The sequence below is a fragment of the Mycolicibacterium rhodesiae genome, from assembly GCF_002086695.1.
Classification (GTDB): Bacteria; Actinomycetota; Actinomycetes; order Mycobacteriales; family Mycobacteriaceae; genus Mycobacterium; species Mycobacterium rhodesiae.
Map to the genome: position 1 here is coordinate 30,047 of NZ_MVIH01000001.1, position 17,355 is coordinate 47,401.

Below are 17,355 nucleotides of genomic sequence, written 5' to 3' on the forward strand. Positions count from 1 at the left end.
CCTTCCGCAATCGGTCAACGCTGACGCGTGGTCGTGACAAGCTGTACCGCATGCGGCGAGGTGACGTGGCCGTATTGTCCATATCGGCCGCACTGGGGGCGATAGTTGTCGCGGCCGTGGTCGTCAGCGTCCTCGTCGTCGATCGTCCACGCGAACCGTCCAAAGCCGCGGAGACCAACAGCGACTCGAGCCTGCTGGTGGTGACGTGGGGCCCTGCGCTCTGCAAGGTCGACCCGCCCAACCCGGGCTGCCGAAGCGGTCATGTCGGCTCATTGGGGCCGGCGTTCATCCTGCACGGCCTGTGGCCGCAACCGCCGACCCAGCAGTTCTGCGGAGTGCCGAAAGGGGGCCGGAACCCCAGCCTGGTTGACCTGAAGCTGCCCCAGGACGTGCAGACCGATCTTCAATCGATGATGTCGGATGCCGGCGTCATGGCGCCCCACGAATGGTCGGCGCACGGCACGTGCTCGGGCCTCCCACCGGCTGACTACTTCGGCATCGCCACGAGGCTCACCGAACAGGTGACCGCAGTCCTGAACCCGGTCTTTCGAGATGCCGAAGGCGGCCATGTATCGCTGAGCACGGTGCGAGACCGGTTCGACGCCACCTTCGGTCCCCATGCCGGCGACCGAGTCGGTATGAACTGCCGGGAGGCGGGCGGGAGCGGGGTGATCGTCTACGAGTTACATCTGTCGCTTCCGCCGGTCGCCGCCCTGCGAGGCGCCTCGAACCCGTCGCTCGGTGAACTGCTGGACAAGGGGCCGACGATCCTCGCGGGTTGCCGGCGCGGGCTCGTAGCCTGACGTCGCGCGAGACCTGCGCCAGTGCACAATCAATCCGTGAACCGCCGTCCGACAGCACTCGTTGTCGCCCTCCTGCTTCTGTTCACGTTGCCCGCCAAGCACGCCTACGCCACCGGAGATCTGCCCGGTGCGCTGACTTTCGGTGGCGTGCAACGGACGTATGTGCTGCACGCGCCCGCCGGCGTCCAACACCCCAGCGCCCTGGTGCTGAACCTGCACGGCGGGAGTCAGACCGGTCGCAAACAGGCGGCGGCGACCAACTACAACGCCATCGCCGACCAGTACGGCTGGGTCGTCGCCTATCCCGACGGCATCGACTTCAGTTGGGCGGACGGGCGCGGCGCCGCGGCACCGGACCGGCAGGGGGTCGATGACGTCGGCTTCCTGGCCACACTGATCGGCCGGCTCACCCATGACTACGGCATCCCGCCTGGACGGGTTTTCGTCACCGGCATGTCGGCGGGCGGGTTCATGGCCAACCGGCTGGCGTGTGAGCGACCCGATTTGGTGGCCGCGATAGCGCCGGTGTCGAGCACGCTCGGGGTGAACGTCCACTGCAATCCGTCCAAACCCGTTTCGGTGCTTGCGATTCACGGCACCGCAGACAAAGTCGTGCCCTACAAAGGTGGCCGCATGATCGGGCGCGGAGGAGCCAGCACTGTCGTGTCCGCGCCGACGATGGTGGATCGGTGGTTGGCATTCGACCGCTGCCCGCCGGCAACAACCACGTCGATCGATGGCGGAAAACGCTTGGTCGCCTTCGGTTGCGCCGATGGCACCGAGGTCACGTTCGTCACCATCGACGGGTGGGGACACACCTGGCCGTTGGGTCGAGCCACCGCCTTCGACGCCTCACAGGCGAGCGCGCAGTTCTTCGCCGCGCACGGCGCCTGAGGCCGGCCTGATCACGGCTCACCAGGCAGCAGCATCGACTGCCAGGTGCTGTTCTGCTTCGCGGGCTGGGCCAGTTCGGATTGGGTGTATCGCCGCCCGTCGGGTCCGACGTAGCGCCCCGTCGCGGGGTCGTACTCGCTGACGGCCACCAGGGCCGGCGGGGGGACGTCGGTCGGGGGACTGTCGGGCGGAACGTCGGGCACGGGTTGCCCGGACAGCGTCGCGTTCGGGTCGCCTTTCCAGTTGTAGCCGTCGTTGAGGGGGACATAATTCTGGTCGCTCTCGCAGAGTTTGACCGTTGGGGCGCGTTTACCGGGCACCGTCTCGCACGGGATGTTGCGTGCACCACGGACATTGAACGGTGAGTCCTGAGGGGTGCGGCAATACAGGTCACCAGGTGGCCGCTCGGGGTAGTCGACCAGGTTCGGAATGCGTTGCTGCTGGGCGGGCAGGAATCCGGTGGTGCAGGCCGGTGGAAGGTTGATGTTGAGGTTGAACGACAGGTATTCGCCGCGGTAGGCCTGGTTGGTGTTGGCGTTGGCCATGAAGGTGGCCTGTCCTTCCGACACCGCGTGCGGCAGCAGAACGAGCAGTTGTTCGATGTCGTTCTGGTAGGTCACGGCGACCTGGCCGATGCTGGCGAGGTTGGCGACGATCACCGGTAAGGTCGGCTTCAGTCGCTCGATCAGGTTGCGCGCCTGCTCATTTGTCGCGACGAGGCCGCCCTGGTCGATCACGCCTGCCACGGCATCGTTGTTGGCTTTCAGTTCGCCGGTCACGGTCTCGATGTGGGAGGCCCAAGCTTGGATGGCGGCCGAGGTCTGCACCTGGGAGTCGAGCACCGGCTTGGCGTTGTCGATGAGGTTGATCAGTGGATCGAGGTTGGTGCGGGCGTCGATCGCCAACGTGGTTGAGCCCTTGACGATGTCGGACAGCTGCGGTCCAAGGCCGCCGACCGCCGTGTAGGCCTCATCGATCGCGGTCTTGAGGTTCTCCCGTGGGATCGCCTGCAACCCGGAGTTGGCGGCGTCGAGAAGCGCGTTGATGTCCGGGGGCACGGAGGTGCGGTCGCGGGGGATGACGTCGCCGTCCCGCAGCGGCGGTGCGGTTCCGTCGCGGGGCATCAGATCGACGTACTGTTCGCCGATGGCGGACTGGCTGTGCACCTCGGCGCGCAGGTCCGACGGGATGTCGATGCCCGACTTCAACGACAAGATGGCGTCAACACCGCTGTCGCTCAATCGAACTGACTGAACCCTGCCGACCTCGACGCCCCGATAGGTGACGTTGCCGGTGCTGTACAGACCACCGGTCTCCGGCAACTGCATCGTCACGCTGTAGCGGCCCACTCCGAACCATTTGGCGGGCAGCTTGAGAAAGTGCAGACCCATCACGGCGATCGCGGTCAGCGCGATGACCGCGAAGACGGCCAGCTGGATCAGCATCCTACGGGTCAGATGCATATCACGGACCTTGGTCGAAGTTGTACGGCGCGACCAGAGGGTTGCTCTTGGTGTAGGGACTCGGGAACTGCCCGATCGTCCGCCCCCATTGCATCTCGAGTTCGGTCAGGTTGCCCTCCCACCGGGTTCCGGTGAACAGGCCCTGATCGATACGGCTCAGCGTGAGGTCGACGACGGCGGTCATATTCGCGTAATCGCCGCGCTGCCACTTCTCGATGGTCTCGTTCGGGAACGGGAAGGTGGGGATGAGGCTCAGTGCGCGGGTCATGCTGGGCCCGGCGTTGGCCAGCGACTCCAGGACCGGCCCAATATCTTTGAGCTCCTTGATCAGATTCGCCTTGCTTTGTCCGACCGAGCTGACGACCAGGTTGCTGAACTTGCCGAGTTGATCGGCCGCCGCAACGAGGTTGTCGCGTTCGTTGTTGAGCACCGCCAGCGCCTCCGGCACCGTCTTGAGCGCCTCGTCCAGCACCGGCCGATTCGCGGCGAGCACCCCGGTCAGCCGGTTGAGGCTCTCGGTGGCGGCGATGATGTCGTCGGTTTGGTCGTTGACGTTGCCGGCGAAGGTGTCCAGTTGACCGATGAGGCTGCGCAGGTCCTGTTCGCGGCCGCGAAACGCGGTACTGAACGCCTCGGTGATGTCCTGAACCTGCGCCAGCCCGCCCCCGTTCAGCACGGTGGAGACCGCCGCCAGGGTTTGTTCGACGGTCGGATAGGACCCTGAGTGGGCTAGCGGGATGCGCGAGCCGGGGTGCAACCGGCCTTGCGGCGGGGCGTCTTGGGGTGCACTCAATTCGATGTGCTGTGAACCCAGGATGCTGGTGAGACCGATCGTGGCAATGGCGTTCTCGGGCAGGTTGACATCCCCGTCGAGTCGCATGGTGACCAGCGCATGCCAGCCCTCCAATTCGATCTTGGTGATGTGTCCCACCGTGGCGTCACCGACCCGCACTCGGGAATTGGGCTGAATGTTGTTGACATCGGGCATCTCTGCCTGAATCACAAAAGATCCCGGGCCGCCGCCCTGCGTGCCGGGGAGCTGCAACGAGTTGAGTCCCTGCCAGGTATCGATGCCGCAGCCGGACGAGGGAGCCACGACCACGAGCAGCATCGCGAGACTGGCCGCGTGAGGAGGGATCATGAGCCGCCTCCGGTCGGGGTCATCATCCCGGTCAGTCCTGCTGTCGGGTCGGTGGCCACCACGGGTTCCTCGGCGGGCAGCGGGGCGGGTGCTGTCGCGGGTGCGGCGGGAGGTACGTAGTCGGGACGCAGCCAGTCCTCGCTGTAGGTCACCTCGTTGGGCCGGGCTTGCGGGCCGACCAAGAAGTTCTCGCCGATCGGCAGGAAGTTGTATTGGCGGTTCTTGATGATGGGCGCCAGGTATTGCACACACAGTTTCGCGGACTGTTCGGCGCCCAGTCGTGACGCCGCTTGAATTGCCCCGCACAGGAACGAGATCGGATTGGCGAAGTTGTTGACCGCGAGCGCACCGGTGAAGGCACCGTTGGACGCCTCGTAGATGTTGGTGAAGTTCGCGACGGTGGTCGGCGCGATGTGCAGGGTCTGCTTGATGTCGTCGAGGCTGTCATTGAGCGCAGTACTGATCGACGCCAACTTCTCGGTGGTGGTGCCGATCGCGTCGCCGGTGTCCTCGATGAAGTCCCTGACATCGCCGATGACCGAGTTCATGTCGGCGAATGCGACGCCGACCTTCGTGGGGTCGTCCGACAGCAGCCCGGTGACCGCGGCGAGGTTCTCATTGAGCTGGCCCAATACGTCGCTGCTGCCGCGCAAAGCGCTGATCAGGATGGACAAGTTCTTGAACGTCGCGAAGATGTCGCCGCTGTGGTCGCCCAGAATCGACATCGCCTGGGACAGTTTGACGATCGTCTCGCGGATGCTGCCGCCCTGCCCGCGCAGATTGTCCGCGGCGGTGTTGATGACGGAGCCCAGTGTGCTGACACCGCCCGGGGCCGTCGGTTTGAGCAGTTCGGTCAGACGCTGCAGCTGCACCCGCACCTCGTCCCACTCCACCGGAACCGCGGTGCGGCTTCGGGGGATGACGGTGCCGTCGCGCATCGTCGGGCCGCCGGTGTAGACCGGTGTCAGCGCGATGGCGCGGCCGGTGACCAACATCGGCGAGAGGATCGCCGCCATCGCGTCGGCGGGCACCTTGTATTTGCGGTCGAACCAGAACGCAATCTTCACCCCGTCGGGGTGCGGCTCGACCGAGGTGACCCGGCCCACCGGCACACCGAGAATCCGGATGTCGTCACCGGGGAACAGTGCCGTGCTGTTGTCGAAGTAGCCGACGACCTCGACGCGGTTACCGTGTCCGACGGTGCGCAGCCCCACGCCGCCGGCCAGGATCAGCACCAGGACTACCGCGAGTGCGGCACGGACTTTGCGTGTCTTGGTCATTGGGTGGCTCCTGGCTCGCCGGGGGCAGGCACGTACACCGGTGCCGGCGTCGGGTCCGGGGTGGACGCGACACCGGGCGGCGCCGCCGCGGGCGGTCCGGGCGGTGGCCCACCGGGAGCCGGTGCGGGTAGCGGTTCCCGGTAGGGGTAGCGCGGGTCGCCGGGCTTACCGGTGATGGCGTCGGGCAGATTCAGGTGCGGGTCACCGCCCTGGCCGGTCCGCGGGTAGGGCACCGGCAACGCCGGTGTGCCCGGTTGGCCGACTTGTGGATCGGTCCGCAGTGACGGCAACAGGGTCGCCGGGTCGACGCCGAGATCGGAGAATGCGGCGTCGATGAACGGCTGGACGAACTGCCCGGGAAACAGGTTGGCCAAGTACGCCTTGAAGAAGGGTCCGGACGACACCGACTCGCCCAGTGACATCGCATAGCTGTTGAGCCGTTTGATCGCTTCCTGCACGCGGCCTTTGCGGTCATCGACGATCGTCAGGACACCGTTGAGCTTCTCCAGCGCCGGTTTGAGCTGAGTACGGTTCTCGGCGATGAACCCCTTGAGTTGCCGGGAGACGCCGGAAAGCTCCTGCCACAGTTGGTCGAGGCCCGCGCTCTGCGCGTTGAGTGCGATCAGCAGGGAGTTGGTCTGACGCACGAGGTCGACGATCTGGTCGGTCCGCTCGGCGAGGACCTGGGTGGTCTTGGCCGCGTTGGCCAACAGGTTGCGCAACTGGGCGTCCTGCTTGTTGAGGGTGTCGGCGAACCTGGAGACCCCGGCCACCGCCTGATGCAGATCGGGCGGCGTGTGGGCGAAGGTCTCGGCCATCGTCGACAGCGACTGTGAAAGCTGTTGGGTGTCAAGCCCACTGATTGTGGTGGTCAAATCACCGAGGGCGTCGGGGAGTTGATAGGGCGAGGTGGTTCGGTCCCGCGGGATGGGTCCGGCCAGCGCACCGTCACCGCGCGGAGTGACGTCGAGCATCTTCGTACCCAGCAGTCCCTTCGTCTTGATGGCGGCCAGCGTGCGCTCACCGAGGTGGACGTCCCCGCCGATCCGGAAGGTCACCAAAACCTGCGGGCCGTCGAGTTCGATGCTGGACACCTTTCCCACGGGCAAGCCCGACACCTCGACGGTGGCCCCGGTGAACAGGCCGCCTGCCTCGGCGAAGTACGCGGAGTAGTTGCGGCCAGGATTGAGGAACGGCAGCTTCTGCCAATTCAGCGCAGCCATCACGATCCCGGCGATGACGACGGCGCCGACGGCCCCGAGGATGACCGGGTTGCGTTCGGAAAAGGATTTCACTTCGGCGTGCACCGCCCGGTGTCTTGTCCGGCCACCTTGACGAAAACCGGTTGTCCGCCTTTGCCGTTCAACTTCAAGATCAGGTCGCAGAGGTAGAAGCTGAAGAAATCGCCGTACATTCCCTGCCGCTGCAGGGCGCGGTATTTGTCCGGCAATGTGTCGATCAGCTTCTCCAGATATTCGTGATCGGCCACCGCGATCGAGGAGACCCGGTCCGTCTCGTGGACCACCTTCTGGAACGGTGCACGGGCGCCCGCGAGCAGGTCGGCGACACTGTCTGCCGCCGCGCTGGTGGAGGTGAACGCGGCTGCGACGTCGCTGCGGCGGGCGTCGAGGGCCTGCACCAAACCCGTCAGGTTGGTGACCGCTTTGTCGAGTTGGGCGCTCTGACTGCCCAGTGCACCCAAGACCGCGTCGAGGTTGGAGATGACCTCGCTGATCAACTGGTCGCGGTCGGCCAGGGTATTGGTCAGTGCCGCAGCCTGATTGAGGAAGGAACCGATCGTCGCGCCCTGTCCCTGCAGGGCTTGGTTGAGCTGCGAGCTCAGCGCGTTCACCTGATCGGGACTCAGGGCCCGGAACAGCGGCTTGAAGCCGCCGATCACCGAGTCGAGGTCCAACGCCGGGGCGGTACGGTCGACGGGTATGGTCTGGCCCGCTGTCAGGCGCTTGACCCCGCCCGTGCCTTCGTCAAGCGCCAGGAACCGGCCGCCGATCACGTTGTCGTAGCGAATGATCGCCCGAGTTCCTTCGGTCAGCACCACTGTGTCGGTTGCCGAGAACTCGACTCGCACGGTCGCGTCACGGTTGATCCGGATGTCTTCGACCTTGCCCACCTCGACGCCGGCAACTCGGACGAAGTCTCCCTTCTTCAGCCCGGTGACGTTGGTGAACACCGCGCCGTAGACCGTGCCGGTGGTGAACCGGAACTGGGCGAAGATGGCCAGCAACGCGAACGCGCCCAGGAAACATACGGTCAAGAAGATGCCGAGACGCCACACAGCGCCCGCGAGGTTGTCCTTCACGGCTGGCCCTCCGTCGGTGGACTCGATTGCGGTTGTGCTGGTCCAGGTTCCGGTGCGGGTGGGACACCGGGCCACAGCGGCACACCCCCGGGGCCGTACCACGCCGCGCCGTACGGCGGCATTCCTGGGGGCACCACCGGGCCTGGCGCGGGTCCGGGCAGGCACTGGCGAATACTCGGCGGCCGCGGATTGCCGCGCGTCGCCGGGAACCAGTCCGCCCAACAGGGATGCCCCAGACCGGGATTGGGCCGGATGTCCAGGCCCGTGCCCCAGCCGGTGTCGGTGACGAGCTGGCGCACGGGGAAGTTCTTGGTGACGTCCGGCAGCGACCCGCAGCCGGGCTTCCCACCGGGGCCGCCTTTGGCGCCGACGACGGGCAGGTTGTCCGGGTACTGGTACGGGTCGTTGCCCAGCAGTAGCGCGATGTCGAACACCGCGGACTTGCCGTCCTTGCCGCCCCAGGCCTCGTAGCCGCCGTTGTTCAGCGTCCAGGTGGCGCCTTGCAACCAGCAGGTGTAGACGGGGTTGTACTTGAGCAGCAACGCTGTCGTGGGCTCCAGGATGTCCGTCGCACGTACCAGGTTCCCGCCACTGCTCTCCAGCAGATCCTGTCCGGATTGGGCGAACCCGATTGTGTTGAGCAGCACCGTGTCCAACGCCTGTGATCGGTCGGCGACGGTGGAGCTGACGGTGCTGGCGGAGTTGAGGATGGCCACGATGTCCGGGGCGGCCGCGGCGTAGGTGTCGTTGAAGTTCTTGAAGGATCGCCAATCCGCCCGGATCGTGTCGCTGCGCTCGTTGAGCGCTGTGAGGACCTGGTTGAGGTCGGTGGTCGCCTGGCCCATCCGTGGGCCCTGCCCGCGGACTCCGTCGGCGACCGCCGTCAGCACCGCGTTGAGTTTGGCGGGGTCGACCATGCCGAGCAGGTTGACCACGTTCTCGAAGACGGTGTTGACCTCGGTGGTGACATTGGCCGAACGCAGTACCGCCCCGGCGGTCAAACGCTTCGGGCTCGGGACATCGGGGTAGACGAGGTCGACGAACTTGGCACCGAAGACGGTGGTGGACCTGATCTGTGCGCCGACATTCGCCGGGATGTAACGGATCTGGTCGGGATTGATCTCGAGCCGCAGACTGGCCGGACCGTGTCCACCGCCGATATCGGCGACGCGCCCGACCTGCACTCCGCGCATCTTCACCTTGGCGCCGGCCTCCATGACGAGGCCGGCGCGGTCCGAGGTCACCGTGACGGGCACGTAGGAGCGAAACGTGCCGGCGAAAGCTGTTCCGGTAACGAAGAAGAACACGCCGATCGCAGCTACGAGGATGACGGTCCACCAACCGTCGGGAAGACGGTTCTCGCCAGGTCGGGGTTCCATCTCATCCGGCCAGGTTGAAGTTGCCCGACTGCCCGTAGACAGCCAGGGAGATCATCACGATCTCGACCGCTGCCACCACCATCGACGTGCGCACCGCGCGCCCGACCGCCTCACCCACGCCGGCCGGACCGCCCTTCGCGGTGAACCCGTAATAGGTGTGCACCAGCATGATCACGACGGTGATCGCCACCGATTGCATGAATGACCAGATCACGTCGGTGGGATTGAGAAAGGTGTTGAAGTAGTGGTCGTAGACGCCTGAGCCCTGCCCGTAGATGGCGACCGTTCCGGTGCGCGCGGCCAGAAACGCCATCATGACGGCGATGCAGTACAGCGGGATCACCACGATCACGCCGGCGAGCACGCGCGTCGACGCCAGGTAGGTGACCGACCGGATGCCGACGACCTCGAGCGCGTCGATTTCTTCGTTGATCCTCATCGCCCCCAGCTGCGCGGTGGCCCCGGCTCCGATGGTGGCCGACAACGCCACCGACACGGTCCCGGGCACGATGAGGCGGACGTTGAAGAAGGCCGACGCGAAACCGGTCAGCGCCTCGAACCCTACCGAGGACAACTGGTTGTAGCCCTGTACGGCGACCAGAGCGCCGGTGGTCATGGTCAGGAATCCGACGATCGCGACGGTGCCGCCCACAACTGCAAGAGCACCGGCGCCGAGGCCCATCTGGGCGATGAGGCGCAGCAACTCTTTGTGGTATCGGGTCACCGCCTCCGGGATGGCCACCAAAGTCGTGACATAGAAGCGGGTTTGCGCACCGATCCGCCGCCAGCCCGTCGCGGCGCCCTGCACGCCGCTGAGCAGCTTCGGGTGCAATCCACTGGGCGTGCTGACACTCACCGGGCCATCCTCATCCCACCGTGAATTGGATGCCCACAGCAGTCACGATCACGTTGATCGCGAACAGCACCATGAAGGTGAACACCACGGTCTCGTTGACCGCGTTGCCGACGCCGGCCGGGCCACCACCCACCGAAATGCCCTTGTAACAGGCGATCAGGCCGGCCGAGAGGCCGAAAAGTGTTGCCTTGGTGAGCGAGACGACGACATCACCCATTCCGGTCAACAGGGTCAAGCCGGCCGCGAAGGCGCCGGGGGAGACGTGCTGGATGTAGACGCAGAAGATGTAGGCGCCGGTCAGCCCCGCCAGGATCACGGTCGCGGAAAGAGCGAGCGCAACGGTGGTGGCCGCGAGCACCCGTGGAACCACCAGTGCCTGAATCGGATTGATGCCCATCACCCGTAGGGCGTCGAGTTCTTCCCGGATTGTGCGCGCCCCCAGATCAGCGCACATGGCAGTGGCGCCGGCACCTGAGACCACCAAAACGGTGACGATGGGCCCGATTTGGTTGACGGTGCCGATCGCGGCGCCCGTCCCGGAGAAGTCGGTGGCACCGAATTCGCCGAGCAGGATGTTGAAGGTGAACACCAGCAGCACCGAGTACGGCAGGGTGAGCATGAGGGCCGGAAGCACTGAAACGCGGGCGACAAACCAGGTCTGTAGCAGGTATTCACGCCAGGCGAACGGCGGCTGGAACATGACGAGGACGGTGTCCAGTGACATGGCGATGAACCCGCCGAATGCCCGTACCGGCTTGGTCAGTGGGTACGTCGCGGTCACGGGTTCCCGCCTGGCGCCGACGGGTTCGTCGGCCCGGGTTTCGACCATGACGACCGGCGGCATGGCGGAACGCTATCGTGAGCGTTGCTGTAGTTGCTGCTCCTCAATGGGGGCTAATTCCTACCCCCAAAGAGTTAGCAGCAGGTGCGACGGCGTCGTCAGGGCGAATCAGGCCGGGCGGGTCAGCCCACCGCAAACGGTCGGTAGGCGACGCTCAGATTTGCTGCATCCCGGGTGTCACCGGGCCTGGGAGCCCCCCGGCAGCCGGACCACCTGGACGAAGAATTCGTCGATCTGCCGGACCGCGCTCATGAACTGGTCGAGGTCGACCGGCTTGGTGACATAGGCGTTGGCGTGCAGCTTGTAGCTACGCAGGATGTCCTCTTCGGCCGACGAGGTGGTGAGCACGACCACCGGGATGGTGCTGAGGTCGTCGTCGGACTTGATCTTCTCAAGCAGCTGGCGCCCATCGTATTTGGGCAGGTTCAGGTCGAGCAGGATGAGGTCCGGCCTTGGGGCATCGGCGAACGGGCCGCGCCGGTACAGGTAGTCCAAGCCTTCCTGCCCGTCGTGCACCACATGCAAGGTGTTCTTGAGCTTGTTGTGTTCGAACGCCTCCCGGGTGATCAGTTCGTCTCCGGGGTCGTCCTCGATGAGCAGGACATCGATGGCGCGACTGCTGTCGCTCATGAAGCGGTTCCTTCCAGTTGCAACGCATGTGGTTCTGGTGCGATTTGGGCGGGCAGGGTGAAGCGGAACCGGGTCCCGCCGTCGTATCCGGTGTCGATCGAGATGGTGCCGCCGTGATGTTCGACGATCTTCTTGACCAGGGCCAGGCCGATTCCGGTGCCCGCGTAGGCATCCCGGCCGTGCAGGCGCTGGAAGATCACGAACACCTTGTCGACGAACTCGTCGGCGATTCCGATTCCGTTGTCGGAGAACGTGAATACCCATAATCCGTCGTCGTCGCCGGAGCCCGATTCGGAGGTGATGGTGATGCGCGGGGCAACGCCGTCGCGGCGGAACTTCACCGCGTTGCTCACCAGGTTCTGCCACAACATGGTCAGCAGGGTCGGGTCACCGGTCACCGTGGGCAAAGGGCCGGAGCGAACGATCTCGGCGTCGGTCTCCTCGATCGCCGTGGCGACATTGGCGATAGCCGCGTCCAGTACGGTATCGAGATTCACGTTGACCTGGGTGGAATGCAGGCGTCCGACCCGCGAGAACGTCAACAGGTCGTTGATCAGAACCTGCATCCGCTTGGCGCCGTCGACGGCGAAATCGATGTACTGGTGGCCGCGTTCGTCCAACTGGTCGCCGTAGCGCTTCTCCAGTAGTTGGCAGAACGACGCGACCTTGCGCAGAGGCTCCTGCAGGTCGTGCGATGCGACGTAGGCGAACTGCTCGAGCTCGGCGTTGGAGCGTCGCAGTTCGGCGGCCTGTTCGTCCAGTTGTGCGCGTGCGTCGCTGGACGCCTCGAGTTCGTCGACGATGCGCCGTCGCATTCCTTCGACGTCGGCGGCGATCGCGCGAATGTCCTTGGGGCCCTCGGGAATGATCCGCTCGTCGAAGTTCCCCTTGGTGATCCGCCGGCAGGCGGATGCCAACGCCTCCATGGGTCGGGTGACCGCGTTGCGAATCAGGATCGTGATCGCGAAGCCGGTGATCAGGAATGCGGCGATCACCACGGCGGAGACGCGGTCGCGCCACGCCCGTGCCGTGTCGAGCTCCTTTACCGCATCGGTGCGGGCGGCGGCGAGGTGTTGATTCTGTGCATCGAAAAGCGCTCTCAGCGAGTCGAACTTCGACTTCCCGGCCTCGGCGTTCGTCTTCGTCAACACACTGGGTGAGCCAGGCGTGACGCTGGCGATCAACGGGTCCGCGTAGTCGCGACGCCACGTCGCCGCCGAGTTCTCTATCGCGTCGAGGTCGGCGAGCAACTCGGGACGCCCGGCCAGCTGGCGTCGAATAGCCTGTGCTGCAGTCTGTTCGGAGCGCTGGCCATCGTAGAAGGGCGAGAGGAACTGTGCGTCGGCGGCGATCACGTAGCCGCGAACGGCGGTTTCCTGATCACGCAACGCGGCCTGCAGCTGATAAGCCGCGACACGGGCAGGCTGAATGTCATTGATGAGTTGCCTGCTCGTCTCATCGGTTCGGTTGAGTAGCACCGCCGCGACCAGTGCACCGCCGAGAACGACGACCCCGAGCATCAACAGCACGACGCTGAGCCAGCCTCGCACCGTCATCCCGGACAGCCGGGTGCCGGCGACCTCTTTCATCGGCGGGTCCGCTCCACGCGCAGCACCGCGATGTCGTCGGTCATGCCGCCATGGGAGGCTGCCCGTGCCTCGGCGCCTTTGATGAGTTCGTCCACGAATTCGGGTCCGGGCAGGTCGGCGATCGAGCGGGCGATTTCGAGAAGGCCTTCTTCGCCGAGTCGCTTCTCGCCGATACCCGAGTGCCCCTCGAACAGCCCATCGGTGAGTAGTACCAGCCCGTGCCCGTCGGGCAGCTCCAACTCGTTCAGCGGCCACTGCTGTGCGCCCAGACCCAGAGCCGGTCCGGCTGGCGGCTCGATCCATTCGACGGTGCCCGGTCCGTGCAGCAGCATCCCCGGGTGGCCGGCGCGCACGGCGGTGAAGCCTCGCGAGTCGGGCCACATCGCGACACTGAGCACGGTCGCGAAGATGCCGGTGCCCGCACGCTCGGCGCGCAGGACCTGCTCCAGGCGGCGCATCCGGTCGTTGCCGCGCAGGCCCGCGAACGTCAGCGCCCGCCAGCCGATGCGCAGTGCCGCCCCCAGCGCCGCTTCGTCGGGGCCGTGGCCTGCTACATCGCCGACCATGACGTGCACGGTGCCGTCCGGGGTCTGCACCATGTCGTAGAAGTCGCCGCCCAGCAGCGCGTTCTCCCGGCTGGGGCGGTACTGCATGACGATCTCGACGCCCGGGTCGTCGTCCAGCAGCGGCAAGGGCAGCAGCGCCCGCTCCAGCCGGGCGTTCTCCTGGGCGCGCATCTGGCTGGTGTGCAGGTCGACGGCGGTCAGCTCGGTGCGCTTGCGCTCGATGGCGTACAGCACGGACCGATGCAGGGTCTCGGGCTCTACGTGGCCCTTGACGAGGTAATCCTGTGCGCCGGAGGCCATCGCCGACATGCCGAAGTGTTGATCGTTGAGGCCGGTGAGCACGACGATCGGCAGCCCGGCGTCCAGCTTGGCCACCCGGTCCACGGCGGCGACGCCATTGGCGTCGGGCAGGTTGAGATCGAGCAGAACGCAATCGGGCCGATGGACGGCGAGCTTCTGCTGGGCGATCGCCATGGACGCGGCCCACTCCACGCTGATGTCGGCGCCGGCTTCGGAGATCAATTCCTCGACCAGGATCGCGTCGCCCTGATCGTCCTCGATGAGCAGCAACGAAATGGGCCGCTTCGTGGCACCGGCAAAGCCGGCGGGATTCAGCACCTGTGGGTCATAGGGTGCGCGCATGAAAGATCAGATCCTTAAGTTCAGATCGGCCGCGCTTTGACCTAGGTATTCATCGAACAGCTCTTCGACCCTACCGGCTGGACCCCCTCGCGCCCAACCTGAGTCGGGCGCGACGCAGGTCAGCGGCGTGCCGAGCCGGTCAGCGGCTGGCCTTTAACGCCCTGCAGCAGGCAAATTACCGTGCTGGGGTAGGGATTGTCAGATGTCCGGTCCTGGTCGGAGTCGATCAGGTAGCTGGTGGTGTATCCGCCTGTCGTGGCAGCGGCGCCGGTGTAGTGCTGAAAGCCGGTCGCACATTCGCGGGTGGCGACGTCGTCGAGGGCGGCGTTCACCGGGATCGGCGCACGCAGATAGGTCTCGGCCAGATGCGGTTGGCCACAGTCGACAACGCTGACGTCGACGACCGCGGGATCCGCGGGCGGCGGGTCGGCCAGACAGTCGCCGGGTTGGAGGTCCACCCACTTCACCGACCGGGGCTGCGCCGCCGGTGCGGCCTCCGTGGTGACATTCGTCGAGCTCGGCGGGGACGTGGTGGTCAGCGTCGGCGTGGTGTCCGCGGTTCCACCGCAGCCTGCCGCCACGATGACCGCGACACCGATCACCATGCCCCACGCCGTGCCGCGCATCACCCCCTGTTTACCGCAGCGCGGGCGACGGGTACGGGCCTTTGCATCATGACGATCTCCAAGCTGACCACCAAGGCGGCGTTGACGGTTGCCGCGTTCGCCGTGACGCTGACGGCCGGAGCGGGCTTCGCCGCGGCCGCCCCGCCAGGTCCTCCGGGGCCACCCGGACCACCGGGACCGCCCGTACCCGCGCCGTGGGGTCCGCCCGGCCCGGGTGCGAACGCCGGTGGGCCCGGCAACCCGCTGCCGCCCGGGCAGGGCTACCTGCCTCCGCCGGGACACCGTGCCGATTACGACAATGTCGTGCCGGTCTGGGCTCCGCCTGCGCCGCCACCCCCGCCATGGGCGCCCTGGCTGCCGGTGGTCTGGAACGCGGATCTGCCGGCCTGGGGCGTCTGGTGGAACGGCGGCTTCATCCAGCTGTAGACCACATGTCAGAAGCTTCTCTGACGACGCCGCACGAACTCCAGGAGCGCGGGGTCGTCAGAGCTGAACCGGTCGACTTCCTCGCCGCCGTCGCAGCGGTACAACCCGACGGTGACCGACTGGGCGTGCCGGGCGATCACCGCCCAGTGCGCGCCGGCATCCTCCCACCGCTGTAGGACCGCCACCGGGTCGTCGCAGTCACTCATAGTCACCATCATGGCTCGTGGGATGATGCACGGATGCGACTCGGGTTGCACGCCCTGGGTATCGGCGCGGGCGCCGAACCCGAGGTGATCCGAGCGGTGGCCGCAGCGGCGGAGCGCCATGGATTCGCGACTTTGTGGGCCGGCGAGCACGTGGTGATGGTCGACGAGTCCGACTCTGACTATCCGTACTCCGACGACGGCAAGATCGCTGTGCCCGCCGACGCGGACTGGATCGACCCGATGATCGGGTTGGCCTTCGCCGCGTCGGCCACGACGACGATCGGGCTCTGCACCGGCGTCCTGCTGTTGCCCGAGCACAATCCGGTGATCGTGGCCAAACAGGCGGCCAGCCTGGACAAGATCAGCGGCGGCCGATTCTCGCTCGGCATCGGAATCGGTTGGTCGCGTGAAGAATTCGACGCTCTCGGAGTCCCCTTCCAACGGCGCGCCGCCCGCACCGCCGACTATGTTGCTGCCATGCGCACCATCTGGCGCGACGATATTGCTTCGTACGCAGGGCAATTCGTGGACTTCGACGCGATAAGGGTGAACCCGAAACCGCGACGGCGGCGCATCCCGGTCTTGTGCGGCGGCAACAGTGATGCTGCGCTGCGCAGGGTGGCACGGTGGACGGACGGCTGGTACGGCTTCAACCTTCACCTCGACGAGGTCGCGGCCCGGGTGTCGATGCTGCGTGAGATGTGTGGGCACGCCGGGCGCGACCCTGGTGAGCTGCGACTGGCGGTAGCGCTGCGCGATTCGAGGCCGCCAGACGTAGGGCGTCTGGCAGAGTTGGGTGTCGACGAGTTGGTTCTGGTCGCCTCGCCGCCGCAGGATCCGGCTGCCGTCGCCGACTGGGTGGCTGACCTGGCCGCGGATTGGCAGTGAGGGAGCGCGGTGAACCACTGGAGCGCAGTCGCGGGTGCGGCAGTGTTCGTCTGGCTGGGGATGGTGCTCGCCATTTCATTCCTGGAGGCACCGCTGAAATTCCGGGCCCCCGGCGTCACGATTCCGCTGGGCCTCGGTATCGGCCGGCTTGTCTTTCGGGCGCTCAACATCAGCGAAGCGGTGCTTGCGGTGGTCATCGCTGTCGCGCTGGTGCTCGGTAGCCCCGGTCCGGGCGTCGTCGCCGCGGTTCTGGTGGCCGCCGCAGCGCTGGTGATCCAAGTGGTCGGCGTGCGTCCCGCGCTGACGCGGCGCTCGGATGCGGTCTTGTCCGACGCCACACAGGCCGAGAGTGGACGCTCGCGCGCGCACTACGTCTATGTCGCGTTGGAAGTCGTCAAGGTGGTGGCGTTGCTGTTCAGTGGCGTTCTGCTGCTTGGTTTTTGACAGATAGAAGAAGCTGATGGAGGAAGTCATGGAGTCGATCTCGCTGACCCAGCTCGCCGACGAACAGTTGGCCGCGGCCCGCTCGTCGAACAGTGGCCGGGCCGCACACACCGTGCACGGCGGCCACGATCACCAGCTGAGGCAGACGCTGATCGCCCTGGCCAGTGGCCATGAACTCAGCGAGCACCACACGCCGGGGGAGACCACGCTGCAGGTGCTCCGGGGCCACGTCCGGCTGGCCACCGCCGGCGAGGCGTGGGAAGGCACGACGGGTGATCTGCTGGTGGTCCCGCGGGATCGGCACGGCTTGCAGGCCATCGACGACTCGGTGGTCCTGCTGACGGTGCTGGCCGACAGCTGA

At 66.2% G+C, this 17,355-nt stretch carries 19 protein-coding genes; 6 read left to right on the forward strand and 13 right to left on the reverse strand.

The window, feature by feature from the left end; translation table 11 throughout:
• Window positions 1-50: 50 nt before the first annotated feature.
• Together BST42_RS00145 and BST42_RS00150 are read left to right on the forward strand one after the other, a co-directional pair.
• Window positions 51-803, forward strand: a complete 753-nt coding sequence (locus tag BST42_RS00145; protein WP_083117201.1) for a ribonuclease T2 family protein — start codon at window positions 51-53, stop codon at window positions 801-803.
• A 36-nt stretch (window positions 804-839) separates the two neighbouring features.
• Complete coding sequence (locus tag BST42_RS00150; RefSeq protein WP_083117202.1) at window positions 840-1,697, forward strand: CE1 family esterase; 858 nt, start codon at window positions 840-842, stop codon at window positions 1,695-1,697.
• Between the two features lie 11 nt (window positions 1,698-1,708).
• On the opposite strand, the gene BST42_RS00155 is transcribed toward BST42_RS00150, so the two are convergent.
• The 12 genes from BST42_RS00155 to BST42_RS00210 all read right to left on the reverse strand — a co-directional run bounded on the left by BST42_RS00155 (window position 1,709) and on the right by BST42_RS00210 (window position 15,030).
• Window positions 1,709-3,160, reverse strand: coding sequence for an MCE family protein (locus BST42_RS00155; RefSeq protein ID WP_083116576.1), 1,452 nt, complete (start codon window positions 3,158-3,160; stop codon window positions 1,709-1,711).
• 1 nt (window position 3,161) lies between these two features.
• The gene (locus tag BST42_RS00160) at window positions 3,162-4,301 is read right to left on the reverse strand and encodes a virulence factor Mce family protein (protein WP_083116577.1); all 1,140 of its coding nucleotides are present in this window, start codon (window positions 4,299-4,301) and stop codon (window positions 3,162-3,164) included.
• Window positions 4,298-5,581 (reverse strand): MCE family protein, encoded by a 1,284-nt coding sequence (locus BST42_RS00165; protein ID WP_083116578.1) that lies wholly within the window; start codon window positions 5,579-5,581, stop codon window positions 4,298-4,300. Before BST42_RS00165 ends, BST42_RS00160 begins: the two co-directional genes overlap by 4 nt.
• Window positions 5,578-6,876 (reverse strand): MCE family protein, encoded by a 1,299-nt coding sequence (locus BST42_RS00170; protein WP_083117203.1) that lies wholly within the window; start codon window positions 6,874-6,876, stop codon window positions 5,578-5,580. The genes BST42_RS00165 and BST42_RS00170 overlap by 4 nt, the downstream gene beginning before the upstream one ends.
• A complete protein-coding gene (locus tag BST42_RS00175; protein ID WP_083116579.1) occupies window positions 6,873-7,901 on the reverse strand; it encodes an MCE family protein in 1,029 nt (342 codons plus the stop codon). The genes BST42_RS00170 and BST42_RS00175 overlap by 4 nt, the downstream gene beginning before the upstream one ends.
• Window positions 7,898-9,280 carry an MCE family protein gene (locus BST42_RS00180; RefSeq protein WP_083116580.1) on the reverse strand — a complete coding sequence of 461 codons (1,383 nt, stop codon included), beginning with the start codon at window positions 9,278-9,280 and terminating at the stop codon, window positions 7,898-7,900. The genes BST42_RS00175 and BST42_RS00180 overlap by 4 nt, the downstream gene beginning before the upstream one ends.
• 1 nt (window position 9,281) lies before the next feature.
• Window positions 9,282-10,136 (reverse strand): ABC transporter permease, encoded by an 855-nt coding sequence (locus tag BST42_RS00185; protein WP_083116581.1) that lies wholly within the window; start codon window positions 10,134-10,136, stop codon window positions 9,282-9,284.
• 10 nt (window positions 10,137-10,146) lie between these two features.
• Window positions 10,147-10,860, reverse strand: coding sequence for an MlaE family ABC transporter permease (locus BST42_RS00190; protein WP_083117204.1), 714 nt, complete (start codon window positions 10,858-10,860; stop codon window positions 10,147-10,149).
• 294 nt (window positions 10,861-11,154) lie between these two features.
• Window positions 11,155-11,607: a response regulator gene (locus tag BST42_RS00195; RefSeq protein WP_083116582.1), complete on the reverse strand. Its 453-nt coding sequence runs from the start codon at window positions 11,605-11,607 to the stop codon at window positions 11,155-11,157.
• Window positions 11,604-13,196 carry a sensor histidine kinase gene (locus tag BST42_RS00200; RefSeq protein WP_083116583.1) on the reverse strand — a complete coding sequence of 531 codons (1,593 nt, stop codon included), beginning with the start codon at window positions 13,194-13,196 and terminating at the stop codon, window positions 11,604-11,606. Before BST42_RS00200 ends, BST42_RS00195 begins: the two co-directional genes overlap by 4 nt.
• A complete protein-coding gene (locus BST42_RS00205) occupies window positions 13,193-14,404 on the reverse strand; it encodes a PP2C family protein-serine/threonine phosphatase (RefSeq protein ID WP_083116584.1) in 1,212 nt (403 codons plus the stop codon). Before BST42_RS00205 ends, BST42_RS00200 begins: the two co-directional genes overlap by 4 nt.
• Window positions 14,405-14,523: 119 nt before the next feature.
• Window positions 14,524-15,030, reverse strand: coding sequence for a hypothetical protein (locus tag BST42_RS00210; RefSeq protein ID WP_083116585.1), 507 nt, complete (start codon window positions 15,028-15,030; stop codon window positions 14,524-14,526).
• Window positions 15,031-15,078: 48 nt separating this feature from the next.
• Between BST42_RS00210 and BST42_RS29840 the strand changes: the two genes are divergently transcribed.
• On the forward strand, window positions 15,079-15,456 hold the full coding sequence (locus BST42_RS29840) for a hypothetical protein (protein ID WP_207569416.1): 378 nt from the start codon (window positions 15,079-15,081) through the stop codon (window positions 15,454-15,456).
• Between the two features lie 8 nt (window positions 15,457-15,464).
• Here BST42_RS29840 and BST42_RS00220 read toward each other — a convergent pair whose 3' ends face one another.
• Window positions 15,465-15,662 carry a hypothetical protein gene (locus tag BST42_RS00220; protein ID WP_110918443.1) on the reverse strand — a complete coding sequence of 66 codons (198 nt, stop codon included), beginning with the start codon at window positions 15,660-15,662 and terminating at the stop codon, window positions 15,465-15,467.
• Between the two features lie 33 nt (window positions 15,663-15,695).
• Between BST42_RS00220 and BST42_RS00225 the strand changes: the two genes are divergently transcribed.
• The 3 genes from BST42_RS00225 to BST42_RS00235 are packed head-to-tail and all read left to right on the forward strand — an operon-like array spanning window position 15,696 to window position 17,355.
• Window positions 15,696-16,550: an LLM class F420-dependent oxidoreductase gene (locus BST42_RS00225; RefSeq protein WP_083116587.1), complete on the forward strand. Its 855-nt coding sequence runs from the start codon at window positions 15,696-15,698 to the stop codon at window positions 16,548-16,550.
• A gap of 60 nt (window positions 16,551-16,610) precedes the next feature.
• Complete coding sequence (locus BST42_RS00230) at window positions 16,611-16,994, forward strand: hypothetical protein (RefSeq protein WP_276010039.1); 384 nt, start codon at window positions 16,611-16,613, stop codon at window positions 16,992-16,994.
• 28 nt (window positions 16,995-17,022) lie between these two features.
• Window positions 17,023-17,355 (forward strand): cupin domain-containing protein, encoded by a 333-nt coding sequence (locus BST42_RS00235; protein ID WP_083117205.1) that lies wholly within the window; start codon window positions 17,023-17,025, stop codon window positions 17,353-17,355.